Raw genomic sequence first — 16,644 nt, 5'->3', positions numbered from 1 at the left:
GCACCGAGCCAGGCACGAACCGTCTACTTCTTACTGCGGGCCTCCGCCGCGAGTGCAGCTGAAAGGCCCATTGCAGAGCGCAACAAAGTTGTCATCGTTGCGCACTCATCGCTGGGAACTCATCGGGTTTCCATCAGTTTTCTGACCCGCTTTCAGGTTGGACGGTTGTTGCTGCGGCCACCGGGGCGCCCGCTGCTTGCGTGCCTGCCGTGATCCGGCGTTCGACGTCGGCGGTTCCGGCAGCGCCGTTGAGGGCGCGTCCGAACGCTCGACGTTTGACCGCCAGTGCCAGGCACTTTTCGCTGGGGTGCAGCCATGCTCCCCGGCCAGCCATCCGGCGTCGTTCATCCACTACGACAGCGGATGAACCGCTGGCGTCGGCGACGAGCCGGAGTAGCTCCGACCGCGGACCCTTCTTCCGGCACCCGATGCAGGTGCGTTGCGGTTGATCCCCGAGGTGTTGCACTTCTGCCACTACGAGTATCTTCCTGCCAGTTCGCATCTGCGGGCTCCTTGGCGTCCGGCGCAAAAACCGGACGTGTCGGGGGCACGTGGATACCGGCCGTTAGGCGCGGTCATGTCTATTCTAGCCCCTCCGGCGCCCGGCACCCGAAACGTGGAGAGAATCGGAGAGCCGGACAGACCGGGGCGCGGGCCGCGCGGGCCTGGCCCGCGCCGAGGCTATTTGTCGCGGTTTTCCGCGGCGTCGGAGACGATGTCAATCCGCCAGCCGGTGAGCTTGGCGGCGAGGCGCGCGTTCTGGCCTTCCTTGCCGATCGCGAGGGACAGCTGGTAGTCCGGCACCACCACGCGGGCGGACCGGGTGGCCTCGTCCGTGATGGTGACTGAATTCACGCGCGACGGCGAGAGTGCGCTGGCGATGAAGGTAGCCGGATCGTCGCTGTAGTCGACGATGTCGATCTTTTCGTCGTTAAGCTCGGTCATGACGGCGCGGACGCGCGAACCCATTTCACCGATGCAGGCGCCCTTGGCGTTGATGCCGGGGGTGTTTGCCTTCACCGCGATCTTGGTACGGTGGCCGGCCTCGCGGGCCAGCGCCACAATCTCGACCGAACGGTCCGCGATCTCCGGGACCTCCAGTTCGAACAGCTTCCGGACGAGCCCCGGGTGGGACCGGGACAGCGTGATGGACGGACCCTTGGTGCCGCGGTGTACGTCGATCACGAACGCGCGCAGCCGGTTGCCGTGGGTGTACTTCTCGCCGGGAACCTGCTCGGGCGGCGGCAGCAGTGCCTCCACCGTTCCGAGGTTGACCTGGATCATGTGCGGGTTGTTGCCCTGCTGGATGGTGCCCGCCACGAGTTCGCCCTCGCGGCCCTTGAACTGGCCCAGCACGTTGTCATCCTCAGCGTCGCGGAGACGCTGCAGGATGATCTGCCGCGCAGTGCTCGCCGCGATGCGTCCGAAGCCGGCCGGGGTGTCCTCGAACTCGCCGATGGGCGCGCCGTCGTCGTCGATTTCGGTGGCCCAGATGGTCACGTGGCCGCTCTTGCGGTCAAGCTCAGCGCGGGCCTTCTCGAAGGCCCCCGGCGTCTTGTGGTAGGCCACCAGCAGTGCCTGCTCGATGGTCGGAATCAGGAGATCCAGCGGGATTTCGCGCTCACGCTCCAGGAGTCTCAGTGCGCTCATGTCAATATCCATTAGGCCTCCTCGGAAGGTCCATTGTCGTTCTCCAGACCGGCCTCTTCGAGGTGGCTGAACTCTATCTCGACTTTTCCACTACGGATCCTGTCGAAAGGAAGTTTCACGGGGTCGCCCTGCTTGGGCTTCATTCCCTTTTTGACCGCCAGCTCCGGGACCAGGGTCACGCCGCCGTCGTCCACGGACTGGATGCGGCCGGTGATGTTGTCGCCTTGGATCACGTTGACCGTAACGAGGCGTCCGCGGGCGCGGTGCCAGTGCCGTTCTTCGGTGAGCGGCCGCCCGACGCCGGGCGAGGAGACCTCAAGGTCGTACGGGCGTGAGTCGGTGCTGGGATCGTTGTCCAGAATGTCCGAGAGGGTCTTGGAAATTTCGGCGATGACGTCAAGGCTGACGCCGCCGGTCTCCTCCTGCGGCAGGTCCACCACTACGTGGACCACCCGGTTCGCGCCGGCAATGTGGATGGAAACGTCCTCCAGGTACAGCCGGTTCGCCAGGACTGCAGGCTCAAGGAGCGCGTGCAGGCGCTCTGCCTCCAGGTTGTGCGCGGGAGCGGCGTCAGCCTTCCCCGTCCCGGTCCGGTCTGTCGAAGTCGTGGCTTCTGCGTTGGTCATGATGCCGCCCGCCTCCCGCTAGATGATGTTGTGTGTACTAGCCTAGCGATATTCCCGGCGGCGTGGTGCACCCTTGTTCCCGGCCGGCAGGCCAACCATGACAACATGGTCTGTTGTGAAAGACGACAGCGGGGAAGAACGGCGGCAGGTCCGGGTTCCCCGGCACCTTCCCCGGCTCGCCCTCCTCGTCTGCCTGGCCCTCGTGGTGGTGAGCCTGGGCACCGTGTCTAAGCCCGGGGCCCCGCCGAAACCGCCGGAACCGCCCTTTTCCGAGCAGGCCCGCGCCGCAGCCCTGGCCGCTGCCCTGTAATTGCGGACCGCCGACGAACAGCTTGACGCCGCCCCCTCCGGCACCGCAGGGCCCGCCGCAACAGCCGCCGTCCGGCCCGCCGTGACCCGTACTGTGAGTTTGCTGACAACCCAGGCCCGGGCCCTGCTGCGCCCGGGCCAAACGCCGGCAGCCACGCCGTCACCGACGGGTTCTCCGGCCCGCCCTTTCGTCCCGGGCACCGCCGCCAGGCTGGCTGCGGACCTCGCAACGAGCGGACGGCAGCGGCTTGCCGATGCCGCCGCGGCCGACGGCGGGATGGCCAGGCTGCTGGCCGCCGTCGGGACCGCCCAGCTGCTTCAGTCGTCCTCCCTCGCCGCCGCTGCCGGCGCCCCGGACCCTGCCGCGGCGCGGCTTGGCCCGGTCCCGGCGGTCCAGTCCCCCGCAGCCGGATCCTGTCCCGCCGCGACCGCGTCGCCGTCGGCTGCTCCCTTCCGCAGCAGTGCCTCCGCCGCGGCGGACTCCGGCCTGCCGGACTCCGGCCTGCCGGGCGCCGACCTGCCGGACGCCCTGGCCGCCCTGGTCCGCACCGAGCTGGAGACTGTCTACGGCTATCAGGTGGCGCTGACCCGCCTGGACGACGCAGCAGCTAGATCCGCCGCCGCCCAGCTGGCGCGGCACGAAGCCCTTGTCACGGCAGCGGAAGCCCTCAGCCGGTTGCACTGCGCCCCGGTGCCGCCCCGGGAACCCGGGTACGCCCTGGACCCTTCCTTCCTGGCCGCCCCGGGGCCCGGCCTGGGTGCGCTGGAGGCCGCGTCGTTGCCCGCGTACGGCGATCTTGTGGCGCTCAGCGACGGCGAGACCCGGAAGTGGGCCATCTCGGGGCTGCTCGGCGCCGCCCGCCGGACCGTCCTCTGGGGCGCGGCGCCGGGTCCGGTGCCCGGGCTGGACGCCGATCCGGCGTCGTTCCCCACCCTGCCCGCGGATTGACACCGGACTGACGCCGGCCGTCCCCGGCGGCCTTAGCAAGCCCCGACTTACCTTGCTTAGCCTTCCAATACTGGCCACCCGGGGCCGCCGGTGATTTGCTGTAGGCATGGAAACCAGCAGCGCAGCAGCCCTTCATGACAACGAGCCCCACCGCAGCGACATTGCGCACCGCCTCAACTGGCTCCGCGCGGGCGTTCTGGGCGCGAACGACGGCATCGTCTCGGTCGCCGCGATCGTGGTCGGCGTCGCCGGTGTCACGACGGATTCGGGGCCGATCCTCATCGCGGGCGCCGCTGGCGTTGTGGGCGGCGCCATCTCCATGGCCCTGGGCGAGTACGTCTCGGTCAGCAGCCAGAAGGACAGCCAGGAGGCGCTGATCGAAAAGGAACGCCGCGAACTGGCCGAACAGCCCGAGGAGGAACTGGCTGAACTCGCCGCCATCTACCAGGGCAAGGGGCTCAGCGCGGATACCGCCCACCGGGTCGCCACCGAGCTGACCGCCCATGACGCCCTGGGCGCGCACCTGTCCGCCGAGCTGCACATTGACGAGACGGACATTGTCAGCCCCTGGCACGCCGCGTTCGCCTCCGCCATCGCTTTCCTGATCGGCGCCATCCTGCCGATGCTGGCCATCCTGCTGCCACCGGAAAACATCCGCGTCCCGCTGACCTTCGTGGCCGTGCTCGTGGCGCTGGCGGCGACCGGAGCGATCGGCGCCTGGATTGGCGGCGGCTCGAAGACCAAGGCTGCAGTCCGGGTGGTCATTGGCGGCGCCGCGGCGCTCGTGGCGACCTTCCTGATCGGCAGCTGGCTGGGCGCCAGCGGCATCACCGCCTAAGCTTCGGCAACTACGCTGGAGGCGATGAGAATCCCGCCAGCCGTCCCGACTCCGCCCTCGCTCACCCGCCGCTATGGCAGCAGCAGCGAGGGCCGGGCCTGGTTGGCGTCACTCCCCCGGCTGATTGAGCAGTCCCTGCACCGCTGGCAAGTCCGGCCCGACCTAGCTCCCGGAGCGCTGCCCTGGAACGGCCACGGCGCCATCGTAATCCCGGTCCGGCGGGCCGGCCGTCCCGGCCCCGGGGAAGCCACCGGGTTCGGCCACGGGGAAACTGCCGTCCTCAAAATTGCCTACCCGCACGACGAAGCGCTCCTCGAACCGCAGGCCCTTGCCCTTTGGGAGGGGAACGGGGCGGTGCGGTTGCTGGCAAACGACCCCGACTCCGGTTCGCTGCTGCTTGAGCGCCTGGACGCCGAACGTTCCTTACAGGACGAACCCCTGGACGTGGCGGTGCCGGTATGGGGCGGCGTGGTCCGCCGGCTGTCCCTCCCGCCGGAGGGCCGGCCGGAGTGGCACGAGTTCGAACACATCGCGGCCCGTGCCGAGCAGTGGAGCGACGAACTGCCGGAGAGCTGGGAACGGCTGGGCCGGCCATTCCCGCGCTGGCTGTTGGAGGCGGCCCTGGAGGTCTGCCAGACCCGCGGCGCCGTCGGCCGGAGGTCCGGCACGGACGTGCTGGTCCACACCGATCTGCACTTCCTTAACATCCTCGCCCGGGACGACGCTCCGGCGCTGCCCGGTCCCGGCGGCGTCACGGCAGGCGACTTCAAGGCGATCGACCCTCAGCCCATGGTCGGCGAAGCGGAGTTCGCGGTGGCCCCGCTGCTCTGGAACCGGCTGGCGGAGCTCCCCCGCGCAAGCCCCGGCGAGGCCCTGCTGGAGCGCTGCTTCGACTTCAGCGCCGCTGCCGGGCTCGACGGCGAGATCGCCCGGCAGTGGGCCGTGGCCCGCGAGGTGGAGAACGCGCTCTGGTACGCGGCCAAGCCCAGCCACGGCGGCGACGTCGCCCGCTCGCTCTGGGTTGCCAGCACCCTCGCCGGGAACACCCTCCCCGGGCTGCCGGCCCCGCAGGAGCTGCCCGCGCCCGGGCAGGCCGTCAGCCACGCAGGCTAGCCCTACCCGTGGGTCCGGACTGCTGCGACTGCGTCCCGCACGGCGTCGACGGCGGCCGCCACGTCGGCGTCGTCCGTGCTCCAGTTGCTCACCGAGATCCGCAGGATGTCCCGGCCCTGCCAGCGTGATCCGGACATCCAGACGCGTCCGTCGGCGATGACCCGCGCCGTCACCGCCCGGGTGGTGGCGTCGTCGCCGAAGGCCAGCGAGACCTGGGTGTAGTCGACGTCGTTGAGCACCTCCACGCCGTCGAGTGTGGACAGCCGTTCCGCCAGTTGCTTGGCGTTCAGCACCAGCCCCCGGACCTGGGCGGCGACCCCTTCGCGGCCGAGCGACTTCAGCGCGGCCCAGACGGGCACCCCGCGGGCCCGGCGGGACAGCTCCGGAACCGTCTCGAAGGGATCGGCCGCGCCGTCCGCGGCCTGGATCAGGTAGCTGGTGTGCACGCCCATGGCCGAGCGCAGCGCCTGGGTATCCCGGACCACCGCGATCCCGCAGTCGTAGGGCACGTTGAGGGTTTTGTGCGCGTCGGTGCCCCAGGAGTCGGCGCCCGCCACGCCGGCGGTCAGGGCGGCGAGCTCCGGCACCGCGGCCGCCCAGAGTCCGAAGGCGCCGTCCACATGGACCCAGGCGCCATGGGCTTTTGCGACGGCGATGGCCTCCTTGAAGGGATCAAACGCGCCGGAGTGCAGGTTCCCGGCCTGCAGGCAGACCAGCAGCGGGGCGCGGCGCGGCGCGGGGGCGCCGGCGCTGCGGTCGGCGGCGGCGTCCGCGCCGGAGGCGTCCGCGCCGGAGGCGCCGGCCAGGGCGCGGTCGAGGGCGCAGTCAAGCTCGGCCGGGTCGATGCGGCCCTGCCGGTCCGCGGGAACCACCGTGGGCCGGCCCAGCCCCAGGTAGCGCAGGCCGAGGTCAATCGTGTCGTGCCGCTCCTGGCCCACGAAGCACTGGATGCGGGGTGCGCCGGCGAGGCCCTCGGCGTCGAGGTCCCAGCCGGCGTTGCTCATCAGCCGCCACCGGGCGGCGGCCAGGCCGGTGAAGTTGGCCATCGTGGCCCCGGTGGCGAAGCCGACGTCAGCGTCTTTCGGTAGGCCCAGCAGTTCGAGCAGCCATCTGCCGGCTGCTTCCTCGATGGCCGCCGTGGCGGGGGTGGCGAACCGCAGCCCGGCGTTCTGGTCCCAGGCGCTGACCAGCCAGTCCGCGGCCAGCGCGGCCGGCAGGGTCCCGCCGATCACCCAGCCGAAGAACCGCCCGGAGGGCATGGCCATCAGCCCGGGTTCGGCCTTGGCCGCCAGATAATCCACCACGTCGGCGGCCGGCGCTCCCGCCTCCGGCAGCGGGCCGCCGAAGTCGGCGGCAAGGTCGGCAGCGGTCAGCCGGGGGCCGACCTGCCGTGTTTGCTGGCTCTCCAGCCACCGGCGGGCGTGCCGGGACGCGGCTGCCAGGGCATCACCGTAGCGTTCAACAGGTGCTGACATAGCTGCATGCTACGCCGGTGGCCAACGGACCGGGAGTCCTCCCGGGCGGGATCCGGCGGACCGTATCCTGCGGCCGGGCGCGCTAGGCGAACGCGTCGTGCCAGACGTCGGAACCAAGCTTGATGATCAGCGCCCCCACCACCACGAGGAACACGATCCGGATGAACTTGCTACCCCGGCTGACGGCGGTCCGTGCCCCGAGGTAACCGCCGGCCATGTTCGCGGCACCGAGGACCAGACCGAGGCCCCACAGCAGCGAGCCGTGCGGCAGGAAGAACAGCAGGGCGCCGGCGTTGGTGGCCATGTTGACGATCTTGGCCTTGGCGCTGGCTTCCAGGAAGGCGTAGCCCATTGCGGACACCAGCGCGATGATCAGGAAGGAGCCTGTGCCCGGACCGATCATGCCGTCGTAGAACCCGATCACGGCCCCGATCACGCAGGCTACGACGTAGTGCCGGTGCCCGTCGTGCCGGAGGTTGGTCAGGTCCCCCACGTTGGGACGGAACGCGGTGAACAGCGCGACGGCCACCAGCGCCGCCACGATGATGGGCTTGAACACGCTGGCCGGCAGGGATGCTGCCAGCACCGCCCCGCCGAAGCTGCCGGCCAGCGCGATCACCGCCATCGGCACCGCGGTACGCAGGTCCGGGCGGACCCGGCGGTAGAAGGTGACGGCGCTGGTAGTGGTGCCGAAGATGGAACCCATCTTGTTCGTCGCCAGCGCCTGCACCGGGCTGATCCCGGGGATCAGCAGCATGACCGGCAGCTGGATCAGGCCGCCGCCGCCCACTACGGCGTCCACCCAGCCGGCGGCGAAACCGGCCACCACCACCAGGATCAGCGTGGCGAGCTGGATCGATTCAAGTCCGGAGACCATTTCCTGCAGCGCCGGCCGCGGTCAGTTGTTGCGGACGGCGTTGACCACGTAATCAACAGCCTTGTCCACGGCCACGTTCTCGGCATTGCCGCTGCGGCGGTCCTTGATCTCCACGACGCCGTCCACCAGTCCGCGCCCGACGGCGAGGATGGTGGGGACGCCCACGAGCTCGGCGTCGCCGAACTTGACGCCCGGGGACACCTTGGGGCGGTCGTCGTAGATGACCTCGAGGCCTGCGGCCTCCAGGTCCAGGGACAGTTGCTCGGCGGCGGCGAAGATCTCTTCGCCGCGGCCGACCGCGACGACGTGGACGTCCGCCGGCGCGACGGCGCGCGGCCAGACCAGGCCCTTGTTGTCATGGTTGGATTCGGCCAGGGCGGCCACCGCGCGGGTGACGCCGACGCCGTAGGAGCCCATGGTCACGACGACCTGCTTGCCGTTCTGGTCCAGGACCTTGAGATCCAGTGCCTCGGCGTACTTGCGGCCCAGCTGGAAGATGTGTCCCATCTCGATGCCGCGGGCGGTTTCCAGCGGGCCGGAACCGTCCGGGGCCTCGTCGCCGGCGCGCACCTCGGTGCACTCGATCACGCCGTCCCAGCCGAAGTCGCGGCCGGCGACCAGGCCGAAGACATGTTTGCCGGCCTCGTTGGCGCCGGTGACCCAGGCGGTGCCGCGGACCACGCGGGGATCGACAAGGTAGAGCAGCTTCGAGGCGGCCTCGGCGCCGAGCAGCGGCGCGTCCAGGGACAGGCCGGGGCCGATGTAGCCCTTGACCAGGAGGGCCTGCTTCTTGAGGTCTTCCTCATTGGCTGCCTCAAGCGTGATTTCGCCGCCGATGGGCAGGAAGGCGCCGATGTTCGCTTCGACGCGCTTGAGGTCCACACCGCGGTCGCCGGGCACGCCGATGACCACGAGCTGGCGTTCGCCGGTGGGCAGGGTGACGGCGAGGACCACATTCTTGAGCGTGTCCGCGGCGGTCCAGGCGCCGCCGTCGGCCTCGCTGCGGGGCGCCAGGGCGTTGGCGGCGTCGACGAGCGTTTCGATCGTGGGCGTGTCCGGGGTGTCGCGGACCTCTGCGGCCGGAGCGTTGGAAAAGTCGATGTCCGGGGGCACCACCGTGGTGACGGCCTCGACGTTGGCCGCGTAGCCGCCGGCGGAGCGCACGAAGGTGTCCTCGCCGATCTCGGTCGGGTGCAGGAATTCCTCGCTCTTGGACCCGCCCATGGCGCCGGCCGTGGCGGTGACGGGGACGACTTCGAGGCCGAGGCGCTCGAAGATCTTCAGGTACGCGCTGCGGTGCGCGGCGTAGCTCGCGTCCAGGCCGGCGTCGTCGACGTCGAAGGAGTAGGAGTCCTTCATGATGAATTCACGGCCGCGCAGCAGGCCGGCCCGGGGACGGGCCTCGTCGCGGTACTTGTTCTGGATCTGGTAGATGCTCAGCGGCAGGTCCTTGTACGAGGAGTACAGGTCCTTGACCAGCAGGGTGAACATTTCCTCGTGCGTCGGAGCCAGCAGGTAGTCGTTGCCCTTGCGGTCCTTGAGCCGGAAGATGCCCTCGCCGTATTCGGTCCAGCGGTTGGTCGCCTCGTAGGGTTCCTTGGGCAGCAGCGCCGGGAAGTGGACCTCCTGGGCGCCGATCGCGGTCATTTCCTCGCGGATGATCTGCTCCACCCGGCGCAGCACGCTCAGCCCCAGCGGCAACCAGGTGTAGATGCCCGGGGCCGCGCGGCGGATGTAGCCGGCCCGGACCAGCAGCCGGTGGCTGGCGACCTCGGCGTCGGCGGGGTCTTCACGCAGGGTGCGCAGGAACAGCTTGGAAAGTCGAAGGACCACTGGAAGGTATCCGTTTCTGAGGAAGTGCGGTGCGAACTGGGCATTGACGAAAAATGTCCAGACACTAATCTACCGTCAAGCCGCGCGCCGGGTTCCCGGCCGGCAGGGGAAGAGCCACGCCATGACACGGAAGCCCCTGGCCGTTTCCGGCTGGTCATCCTGTGATGGCGTGGCCCCTGCGACCCCAGTGCCGCTAAATCCAAGGCTGCTGGTGTACCTGATCCTGCCCTTTCGGGCGGCACCTGCAGCCACTGGTTGGTTCATCCCTGAGACCGCTCGCGCCTGCTCGGCGCGGCTAGCTAGAACCTATGTGATGCACGTCGCCAAAACAAGAGTTTGCACCCAGATTTTTGTCAAAGGCGCGTGTCAAGATCGTGTCTAGAAGAGAACGGTCGCGAAAGTTCCCACCTGGTGGAAGCCGACCCGCTCATAGCTGGCGCGGGCACGGGTGTTGAAGTCGTTCACGTACAGGCTGGTGACCGGCGCCAGGGTTTGGGCATGGAGCACGACGGCGGCCATGTACCCGGCGCTTAGGCCCAAGCCACGGTACGCGGGATTCATCCAAACCCCCTGCACCTGGGTCACCTCCGGGGTCACCGCCCCGAGCTCGGCCTTGAACACCACCTCGCCGTCCGTGCCCAAATGGACCAGCGAGTGGCCGGCCCGGATCAGTCCCTTAACCCGGCGGCTGTAGTAGTCACGGCCGCCGAGGTACGGCGAATAGCCGACTTCTTCCTCGAACATGGCCGCGCAGGCGGGGAGGATCCGGTCGAAGTCCGCGAGCTGGCCGAAGCCGAGGGCCGGGTTGGGCTCTATGTCGGGCGGACCGTCGATGGTCAGGAGCGGCTGGTCCGCGCGGATCTCCTGGGCGGAGTGGCCCAGGCGCTCCAGCGCTGCATGGAGCGCCAGGACCGTCCCGGACGGTCCGAAGATCGAAGCGTAGCGGCGCCCTGACCGGTGCGCTGCGCCGGCCACCACGGACGCCAGGTCCGGGTCCAGCTGCACAGGCACCAGGTTGGCGCCGGCCCAACACGCGCCCAGCAGCGCATCGCCGTCGAACACTCCGAAAATACTGGCGCCGCCCGCGGTGGGCGACGCCGTGCCGGCGGTCTCAAGGTGGGACAGGATAAAGACATTGGCGACGGCGTCCTGCCGCGCCAGGTCCAGCAGGGCGCCGGTGTCCGAACCCGTGAGGACCCGGACGGTCGTGCCGGCTGCGGCGCCGGCGCCGTCCCTACGAGACGCTAACCACGGGGCTACCCGGGACAGCATCTTCGCCATCGGACTCCCCCATCTCTTCAGCGAGACGCATGGCCTCTTCGATCAGTGTCTCAACAATCTGGTCTTCCGGGACAGTCTTGATGACCTCGCCCTTGACGAAGATCTGGCCCTTGCCGTTGCCGGAGGCCACGCCGAGGTCCGCCTCCCGCGCCTCGCCGGGGCCGTTCACCACGCAGCCCATCACGGCCACGCGCAGCGGGACCTCCATGCCCTCAAGGCCCGCGGTGACTTGCTCGGCCAGCGTGTAGACGTCCACCTGGGCGCGGCCGCAGGACGGGCAGGAGACAATCTCGAGCTTGCGCGGGCGCAGGTTCAGCGACTGCAGGATCTGGTTGCCCACCTTGATCTCCTCCACCGGCGGGGCGGAGAGGGAGACCCGGATGGTGTCGCCGATGCCGCGGGAAAGCAGCGCGCCGAAGGCGGTGGCGGACTTGATGGTGCCCTGGAACGCCGGACCCGCCTCGGTCACGCCGAGGTGCAGCGGCCAGTCACCCTTTTCGGCCAGCATCTCGTAGGCAGCCACCATGATGACGGGGTCGTTGTGCTTGACCGAGATCTTGAAGTCGTGGAAGCCGTGCTCTTCGAACAGCGAGGCCTCCCATACGGCGGATTCCACCAGGGCTTCCGGGGTGGCCTTGCCGTACTTCTTCAGGATGCCCGGCTCCAGCGACCCGGCGTTGACGCCGATCCGGATCGAGGTGCCGTGGTCCTTGGCCGCGCGGGCAATTTCCTTGACCTGGTCGTCGAACTTGCGGATGTTGCCCGGGTTCACGCGGACCGCCGCGCACCCGGCCTCGATCGCTGCGAAGACGTACTTCGGCTGGAAGTGGATGTCCGCGATCACCGGAATCTGGGACTTCCTGGCGATGATCGGCAGGGCCTCGGCGTCGTCGGCGGAAGGGCAGGCGACCCGGACAATGTCGCAGCCGGAGGCCGTCAGTTCGGCGATTTGCTGCAGGGTCGCGTTGATGTCCGTGGTCGGAGTCGTGGTCATCGACTGCACGCTGATCGGCGAGTCGGAGCCGACCCCAACCGAGCCGACCTTGATCTGGCGGGTCTTCCGGCGCGGGGCAAGAACGGGGGGCGGTGCCGACGGCATTCCCAGGCTGACCGAGGTCACGTGGACTCCTCTGTGTGTCGAATTCTAGGTCGAACGATCGATGGCGGGCAGGCGGTGCAGGCTAGGCGGAGTGCCCGGCCAGCAGGCCGGTCAGCGGCGCCCACACCATCGTGCGGGTGCCCGAGATGGCGCCGGCATCGGCGAAGGGGTCCTGCTTGAGGAGGTCGTTCAGGGCTTGCTCGTCGGCCGCCTTGAAGATGAGGAGGGCGCCGGCGCCGTCCGTGTAGGGGCCGCTGGCAAGGAGCGTGCCGTCCTGCGCAAGTTCCGCGGTCCATTCGCGGTGGGCCGGGCGGGCGGCGTCGCGGGTTTCGGCGGATTCGGCGTCGTAAACGTACTCAACAGCAAAAACAGTCATACGGATACCCTATCGCCTGTCCGGCGCGTCAGCCGAGCAGGAGCACCTTGACCAGGGCCGCCACCCCGGCCGCCCACAGCATCGAGGTGAGGGTGCCGATGATGAACCGCTCCGCGGCCACCGGTGTTTCCTTCAGTTCGGCGAAGCGTCCGAGGCCTTTGATGGCGACGACATAGGCGATGGCCACGGGCTGGCCGGTCAGGATGGCCAGGCAAACGGCCAGCCGTTCGAGCACCCCGATGATCGCGCCGCCGCGGAGGATGCGGGTGCCGGCTTCCGGCGCGGCCGGACCCTGTCCGGGGCCGCCGGCACCGGTTTCAGCGGGCGTCGCCGGCCGGGTGATTTCGCCGTCGACCGTCCCGTCCGCCGTGCCGTTCGCGCTACCGGCGGGGCCGGCGGCTCCGCCGGCCGCGGGGTCGTCGGCGTTACCGGCTCCGCCGGCGGCACCGGCGCGGGTGTCCGAGCGGTCATCGATGGTCCGGGCCAGCCGGAACACCAGGGCGGTGACCGGCCAGCCGGCGAACCCTGCAGCCAGCAGGGCCAGCGTGATCCAGAGGGCGTTCACCGGTCTCCTTCGTTACGTGTCTGCCGGGCGGCGTTGTCCGGCCGGCCCGCATTGTCCGGCCCGACGGCCAGGCCGTGGGCCAGGTCCAGCAGCATCTGGGCTGCGGGCCTCGCCGCCCATTCTTCCTGCCAGCCGGAGCGAAGCAGCGCACGGCTCACCGATTGTTCGGTGATTCCCAGTTGCCGTGCGGCGATCTTCTGCGTCCCGTGGGCTGCGGCGTGCCCTTGGCGGATGCCGCGCAGCGCGTCGACCACCTTCCACTGCGCAGCGGTCCGGTCCTGGACCAGGCGTCCGATCAACCGCAGCACCGCTTCGGCGGCGGAACATTCCCGGCTTCCCGGCGGCCCCCCGGCCGGGCTGTCATCCGGGTTGGCGGCCGTGTTCGCGGCCGGGGCGCCGGCACCCGGGCGCCGCTGCCCGTCAGCCACGACCACCGCGAGCGGCACGTGCGGTGCGGCGGATTTGGCCCTTTCCACCGCGAGGCGAGCCGCAACGAAGGCTGCTCCCGATCCCTCCCGCGGGCTGGCCGGCAGCGGCAGGTCCACCGGGCCCACACCGATACCCACGTACCAGCGGCCGCTGCGGAGGGCATGCAGGGCGATCTCCACGACGTCTTCCGGGCGCTCCGGCACGCCCTGGACCTCGTCGCCCACGGAACGCTCGAAGCGCGCTCCGGGGCACAGCTGCTCCAGTTCGGCCAGGAGGGCCGGGACGCGGTCGACGTCGGCGGTGCTGCCGCGCTGGTCCATGGTCATCACGTACATAGCCCAACCCTAGGCGGCTGATTCCGTAACATCAACCATTTACAACTGATTATCTAGAATCAGCCGAAATAAGCTGAGCTTAGATAAACAGCCGGCGGCGGCTAACAGATCTGTTTCCGGCGTTGTAGCGGGGCGGCACTCCAGCCCAGTTGTTGCGGACCCGCACGCCCGGCGCCCGCGGAATTCCGCGGCCCAAGGACGCGGATCCGGCGTCCTGCCGCGTAGAACTGGGCGGGAACGTCTGCAACTCCTCCGCACAGCCCGGCACGGACACCGATTTCGTCCGTGACCACAGCGGACCCGGGCGGCGCAGGGCTAGCCGAAGAGGTTGACCGGCTTGACGATGTCCGCGTAGATCAGCAAGGCGCCCATCCCCATCAGCAGCGCGGCCACCACGTAGGTCACCGGCAGCAGCTTGGCGATGTCGAACGCACCGGGGTCCGGGCGGCCGAGCAGCCGGGCAATTTGGCGGCGGGCCCCCTCGTAGAGCGCCCCGGCAACGTGGCCGCCGTCGAGGGGCAACAGCGGGACGAGGTTGAACACGGCCAGCGCGAAGTTGAGCCCGGCGAGCAGCCCGACCAGTGCGGCCAGCCGGCTCTGCAGCGGAACCTGTTCCATGGCGGCGACTTCGCCCGCTACCCGGCCCACCCCGACGACGCTGATGGGGCCGTTGGGGTCGCGGGGCTCCTCGCTGAAGGCGGCCTGCGCCACCCCGGCCACGCGGGCCGGGAGGTTCAGGACGACGCCGGCGATCTGCTGGATGTTCTCGCCGGCCATGGGCAGCACGGCCGACGCCGGCTGCTGCACCAGGGCGGTCTGGGCGCCGATGCCGAGGAATCCGACGTCCTGGTACTGGAGCTTGCCGTCGGCGTCCTTGGCCTGCCGGCCGTCCGCACCGACAACCGGGCGCGCGGACAGGACCGGGGTGACCGTGGTGGTGACCAGGGAGCCGTCGCGCTCCACCGTGATGCTGACCTGCCGGCCCGCGGAGGCACGGATCCAGCCGGTAAGTTCTTCCCAGTTGGTGACCGCCTTGCCGTCGAAGGAGGTGATGCGGTCGTTGGGTTTGAGCCCGGCTGCGGCTGCAGGGGTGGGCTTGCAGTCAGCCGAGTTGGGATCCACGGTCTCGCCTGCCTTGACCTGGCACTTGGAGACGTCGGCGATGGTGGTGGTGGAGGCGGACACGCCGAACCCCATCAGCAGCACGGCCGTCAGGACGACGCCGATCAGCAGGTTCATCGCGGGACCGCCGAGCATGATGATGATCTTCTTCCAGACCGGGAGCCGGTAGAAGACCCGGTTCCCATCCCCGGGGCCGATTTCCTCATGCGCCAGGGAGCGGGCGTCGGCCGCGAGCGACTGGAACATCCCGGTACTGGAGGGGCGGACGCTGCCGTCCGTCTTGTTCGGCGGGTACATGCCGATCATGGACACGAAGCCGCCCAGCGGGATCGCCTTGAGGCCGTACTCGGTCTCGCCCCGGCGCTTGGACCAGAGGGTGGGGCCAAAGCCGATCATGTACTTGGTGACGCGCACCTTGAAGAGCTTGGCCGGGACCAGGTGCCCCACCTCGTGCAGGGCGATGGACACGGCGATGCCGATCACGACGAAGACGACGCCGAGGATAAAGAGGACAACGGGGCTCATGCTGGGTTTTGCTACTTCCTGGGCATTGGTCGGCTACTTCTTAGGCACTTCCCACGGCCAAACGCTCGAGGGTCCGCGCGCGTGCCCACTGTTCAGCATCCAGCACGGATTCGACCGTCAACCCGGAGGATCCTGAGTGCTCGCTGATGACGGCTTCGATGGTATCGACAATATCGGTGAAGCGGATCCGGCCGGCGTGGAAGGCTGTCACGGCTTCCTCGTTGGCGGCGTTGAAGACCGCCGGGAAGGTGCTCCCCCGCCGGGCCGCTTCCTTGGCCAGGCCGACGGCGGGGAACGCCCGGGTGTCCAGCGGCTCGAACGTCCAGCTGGTGGCCTGGCTCCAGTCGCAGGGCCGGGCGGCCCCGGCCACCCGGTCCGGCCAGCCCAGGCCCAGGGCGATGGGCAGGCGCATGTCCGGCGGCGAGGCCTGCGCGATGGTGGACCCGTCCACGAACTGGACCATGGAGTGCACCACCGACTGCGGGTGGACCACCACGTCGATCCGCTCCAGCGGGATATCGAAGAGCAGGTGGGCCTCGATGACTTCCAGGCCCTTGTTGACCAGGCTCGCGGAGTTGGTGGTGACCATCAGGCCCATGTCCCAGGTGGGGTGCGCCAGGGCATCGCGGGGCGTAACGTCGTGCAGCTGTTCCCGCGTCATGCCGCGGAACGGGCCGCCGGAAGCGGTCAGCACCAGCCGGTCCACTTCGGCGGCGGAGCCGGAACGCAGGCACTGGGCGATGGCGGAATGTTCGGAGTCGACCGGGACGATCTGGCCTTCGCGGGCGGCCGCCTTGACCAGGGCGCCGCCCACGATCAGGGACTCCTTGTTTGCCAGGGCCAGCGTGGCGCCGGACTTCAGTGCGGCCAGCGTGGGGGCGAGTCCGATCGAGCCGGTGATGCCGTTGAGCACGACGTCGGCGGGGATTTCCGCGATCCGGGTGGAGGCATCCGGGCCGGTGATGATCTCCGGACGGTAGCCGGAGACGCCGGCCGCGCGGGCGGCGTCGTCGATCAACGCTTGGAGGACTGCGGCGTCCCCGCTGGCGACGCCGATGGCCCGGGCCCGGGTGTGCACGGCCTGCCGGGCGAGGAGTTCGAGGTTGCCGCCGCCGGCGCTGAGGGCCACGATCTCGAACAGGTGCGGGGCGCCGTCGACGACGTCGATGGCCTGGGTTCCGATGGACCCGGTCGATCCGAGAAGGACGATTGTGCGCGGCTGCATGATTCCAGTATCCCGCA

General features: G+C 69.6%; 17 protein-coding genes. 4 read left to right on the top strand and 13 right to left on the bottom strand.

Features of this window, described 5'->3' with window-relative positions:
• Positions 1 to 133: 133 nt before the first annotated feature.
• From ABIN76_RS08680 to rimP, 3 genes are all read right to left on the bottom strand, one after another.
• Positions 134 to 502 (bottom strand): YlxR family protein, encoded by a 369-nt coding sequence (locus ABIN76_RS08680; protein WP_346959301.1) that lies wholly within the window; start codon positions 500 to 502, stop codon positions 134 to 136.
• 179 nt (positions 503 to 681) lie between these two features.
• Positions 682 to 1,662 carry a transcription termination factor NusA gene (gene nusA / locus ABIN76_RS08675; protein WP_346959300.1) on the bottom strand — a complete coding sequence of 327 codons (981 nt, stop codon included), beginning with the start codon at positions 1,660 to 1,662 and terminating at the stop codon, positions 682 to 684.
• Positions 1,662 to 2,276, bottom strand: a complete 615-nt coding sequence (rimP, locus tag ABIN76_RS08670) for a ribosome maturation factor RimP (protein ID WP_346959299.1) — start codon at positions 2,274 to 2,276, stop codon at positions 1,662 to 1,664. The genes nusA and rimP overlap by 1 nt, the downstream gene beginning before the upstream one ends.
• Before the next feature lie 115 nt (positions 2,277 to 2,391).
• On the opposite strand from rimP, the gene ABIN76_RS08665 reads away from it, so the two are divergent.
• The 4 genes from ABIN76_RS08665 to ABIN76_RS08650 all read left to right on the top strand — a co-directional run bounded on the left by ABIN76_RS08665 (position 2,392) and on the right by ABIN76_RS08650 (position 5,485).
• On the top strand, positions 2,392 to 2,586 hold the full coding sequence (locus tag ABIN76_RS08665; RefSeq protein ID WP_346959298.1) for a hypothetical protein: 195 nt from the start codon (positions 2,392 to 2,394) through the stop codon (positions 2,584 to 2,586).
• Positions 2,587 to 2,679: 93 nt separating this feature from the next.
• Entirely contained in the window at positions 2,680 to 3,534 is an 855-nt protein-coding gene (locus ABIN76_RS08660; protein ID WP_346959297.1) for a DUF4439 domain-containing protein, read from the top strand.
• Positions 3,535 to 3,640: 106 nt separating this feature from the next.
• Positions 3,641 to 4,372: a VIT family protein gene (locus ABIN76_RS08655; RefSeq protein ID WP_346959296.1), complete on the top strand. Its 732-nt coding sequence runs from the start codon at positions 3,641 to 3,643 to the stop codon at positions 4,370 to 4,372.
• Positions 4,373 to 4,396: 24 nt separating this feature from the next.
• Positions 4,397 to 5,485 carry an aminoglycoside phosphotransferase family protein gene (locus ABIN76_RS08650; protein ID WP_346959295.1) on the top strand — a complete coding sequence of 363 codons (1,089 nt, stop codon included), beginning with the start codon at positions 4,397 to 4,399 and terminating at the stop codon, positions 5,483 to 5,485.
• Between the two features lie 2 nt (positions 5,486 to 5,487).
• Here ABIN76_RS08650 and ABIN76_RS08645 read toward each other — a convergent pair whose 3' ends face one another.
• From ABIN76_RS08645 to dxr, 10 genes are all read right to left on the bottom strand, one after another.
• Complete coding sequence (locus ABIN76_RS08645) at positions 5,488 to 6,960, bottom strand: pyridoxal-dependent decarboxylase (RefSeq protein ID WP_346959294.1); 1,473 nt, start codon at positions 6,958 to 6,960, stop codon at positions 5,488 to 5,490.
• 82 nt (positions 6,961 to 7,042) lie between these two features.
• Entirely contained in the window at positions 7,043 to 7,837 is a 795-nt protein-coding gene (locus ABIN76_RS08640) for a TSUP family transporter (protein WP_346959293.1), read from the bottom strand.
• A 21-nt stretch (positions 7,838 to 7,858) separates the two neighbouring features.
• Positions 7,859 to 9,670, bottom strand: a complete 1,812-nt coding sequence (locus tag ABIN76_RS08635; RefSeq protein ID WP_346959292.1) for a proline--tRNA ligase — start codon at positions 9,668 to 9,670, stop codon at positions 7,859 to 7,861.
• 378 nt (positions 9,671 to 10,048) lie between these two features.
• The gene (locus tag ABIN76_RS08630) at positions 10,049 to 10,942 is read right to left on the bottom strand and encodes a GNAT family N-acetyltransferase (protein ID WP_346959323.1); all 894 of its coding nucleotides are present in this window, start codon (positions 10,940 to 10,942) and stop codon (positions 10,049 to 10,051) included.
• Positions 10,905 to 12,071 (bottom strand): flavodoxin-dependent (E)-4-hydroxy-3-methylbut-2-enyl-diphosphate synthase, encoded by a 1,167-nt coding sequence (ispG, locus tag ABIN76_RS08625; protein WP_346959291.1) that lies wholly within the window; start codon positions 12,069 to 12,071, stop codon positions 10,905 to 10,907. Before ispG ends, ABIN76_RS08630 begins: the two co-directional genes overlap by 38 nt.
• 61 nt (positions 12,072 to 12,132) lie before the next feature.
• Positions 12,133 to 12,426, bottom strand: a complete 294-nt coding sequence (locus ABIN76_RS08620) for a YciI family protein (RefSeq protein ID WP_346959290.1) — start codon at positions 12,424 to 12,426, stop codon at positions 12,133 to 12,135.
• A 28-nt stretch (positions 12,427 to 12,454) separates the two neighbouring features.
• Complete coding sequence (locus ABIN76_RS08615; protein WP_346959289.1) at positions 12,455 to 12,991, bottom strand: hypothetical protein; 537 nt, start codon at positions 12,989 to 12,991, stop codon at positions 12,455 to 12,457.
• Positions 12,988 to 13,755, bottom strand: a complete 768-nt coding sequence (locus ABIN76_RS08610; RefSeq protein WP_346959288.1) for a MarR family transcriptional regulator — start codon at positions 13,753 to 13,755, stop codon at positions 12,988 to 12,990. The genes ABIN76_RS08615 and ABIN76_RS08610 overlap by 4 nt, the downstream gene beginning before the upstream one ends.
• Before the next feature lie 315 nt (positions 13,756 to 14,070).
• Complete coding sequence (locus ABIN76_RS08605) at positions 14,071 to 15,402, bottom strand: site-2 protease family protein (RefSeq protein WP_346959287.1); 1,332 nt, start codon at positions 15,400 to 15,402, stop codon at positions 14,071 to 14,073.
• Between the two features lie 40 nt (positions 15,403 to 15,442).
• Positions 15,443 to 16,627: a 1-deoxy-D-xylulose-5-phosphate reductoisomerase gene (gene dxr, locus ABIN76_RS08600; protein ID WP_346959286.1), complete on the bottom strand. Its 1,185-nt coding sequence runs from the start codon at positions 16,625 to 16,627 to the stop codon at positions 15,443 to 15,445.
• Positions 16,628 to 16,644: the final 17 nt, after the last annotated feature.

Source organism: uncultured Arthrobacter sp. (genome assembly GCF_964021775.1).
Lineage (GTDB): Bacteria > Actinomycetota > Actinomycetes > Actinomycetales > Micrococcaceae > Arthrobacter.
The sequence above is the reverse complement of the archived record's forward strand: the minus strand, read 5'-3'. Positions and strand labels throughout refer to the sequence as shown.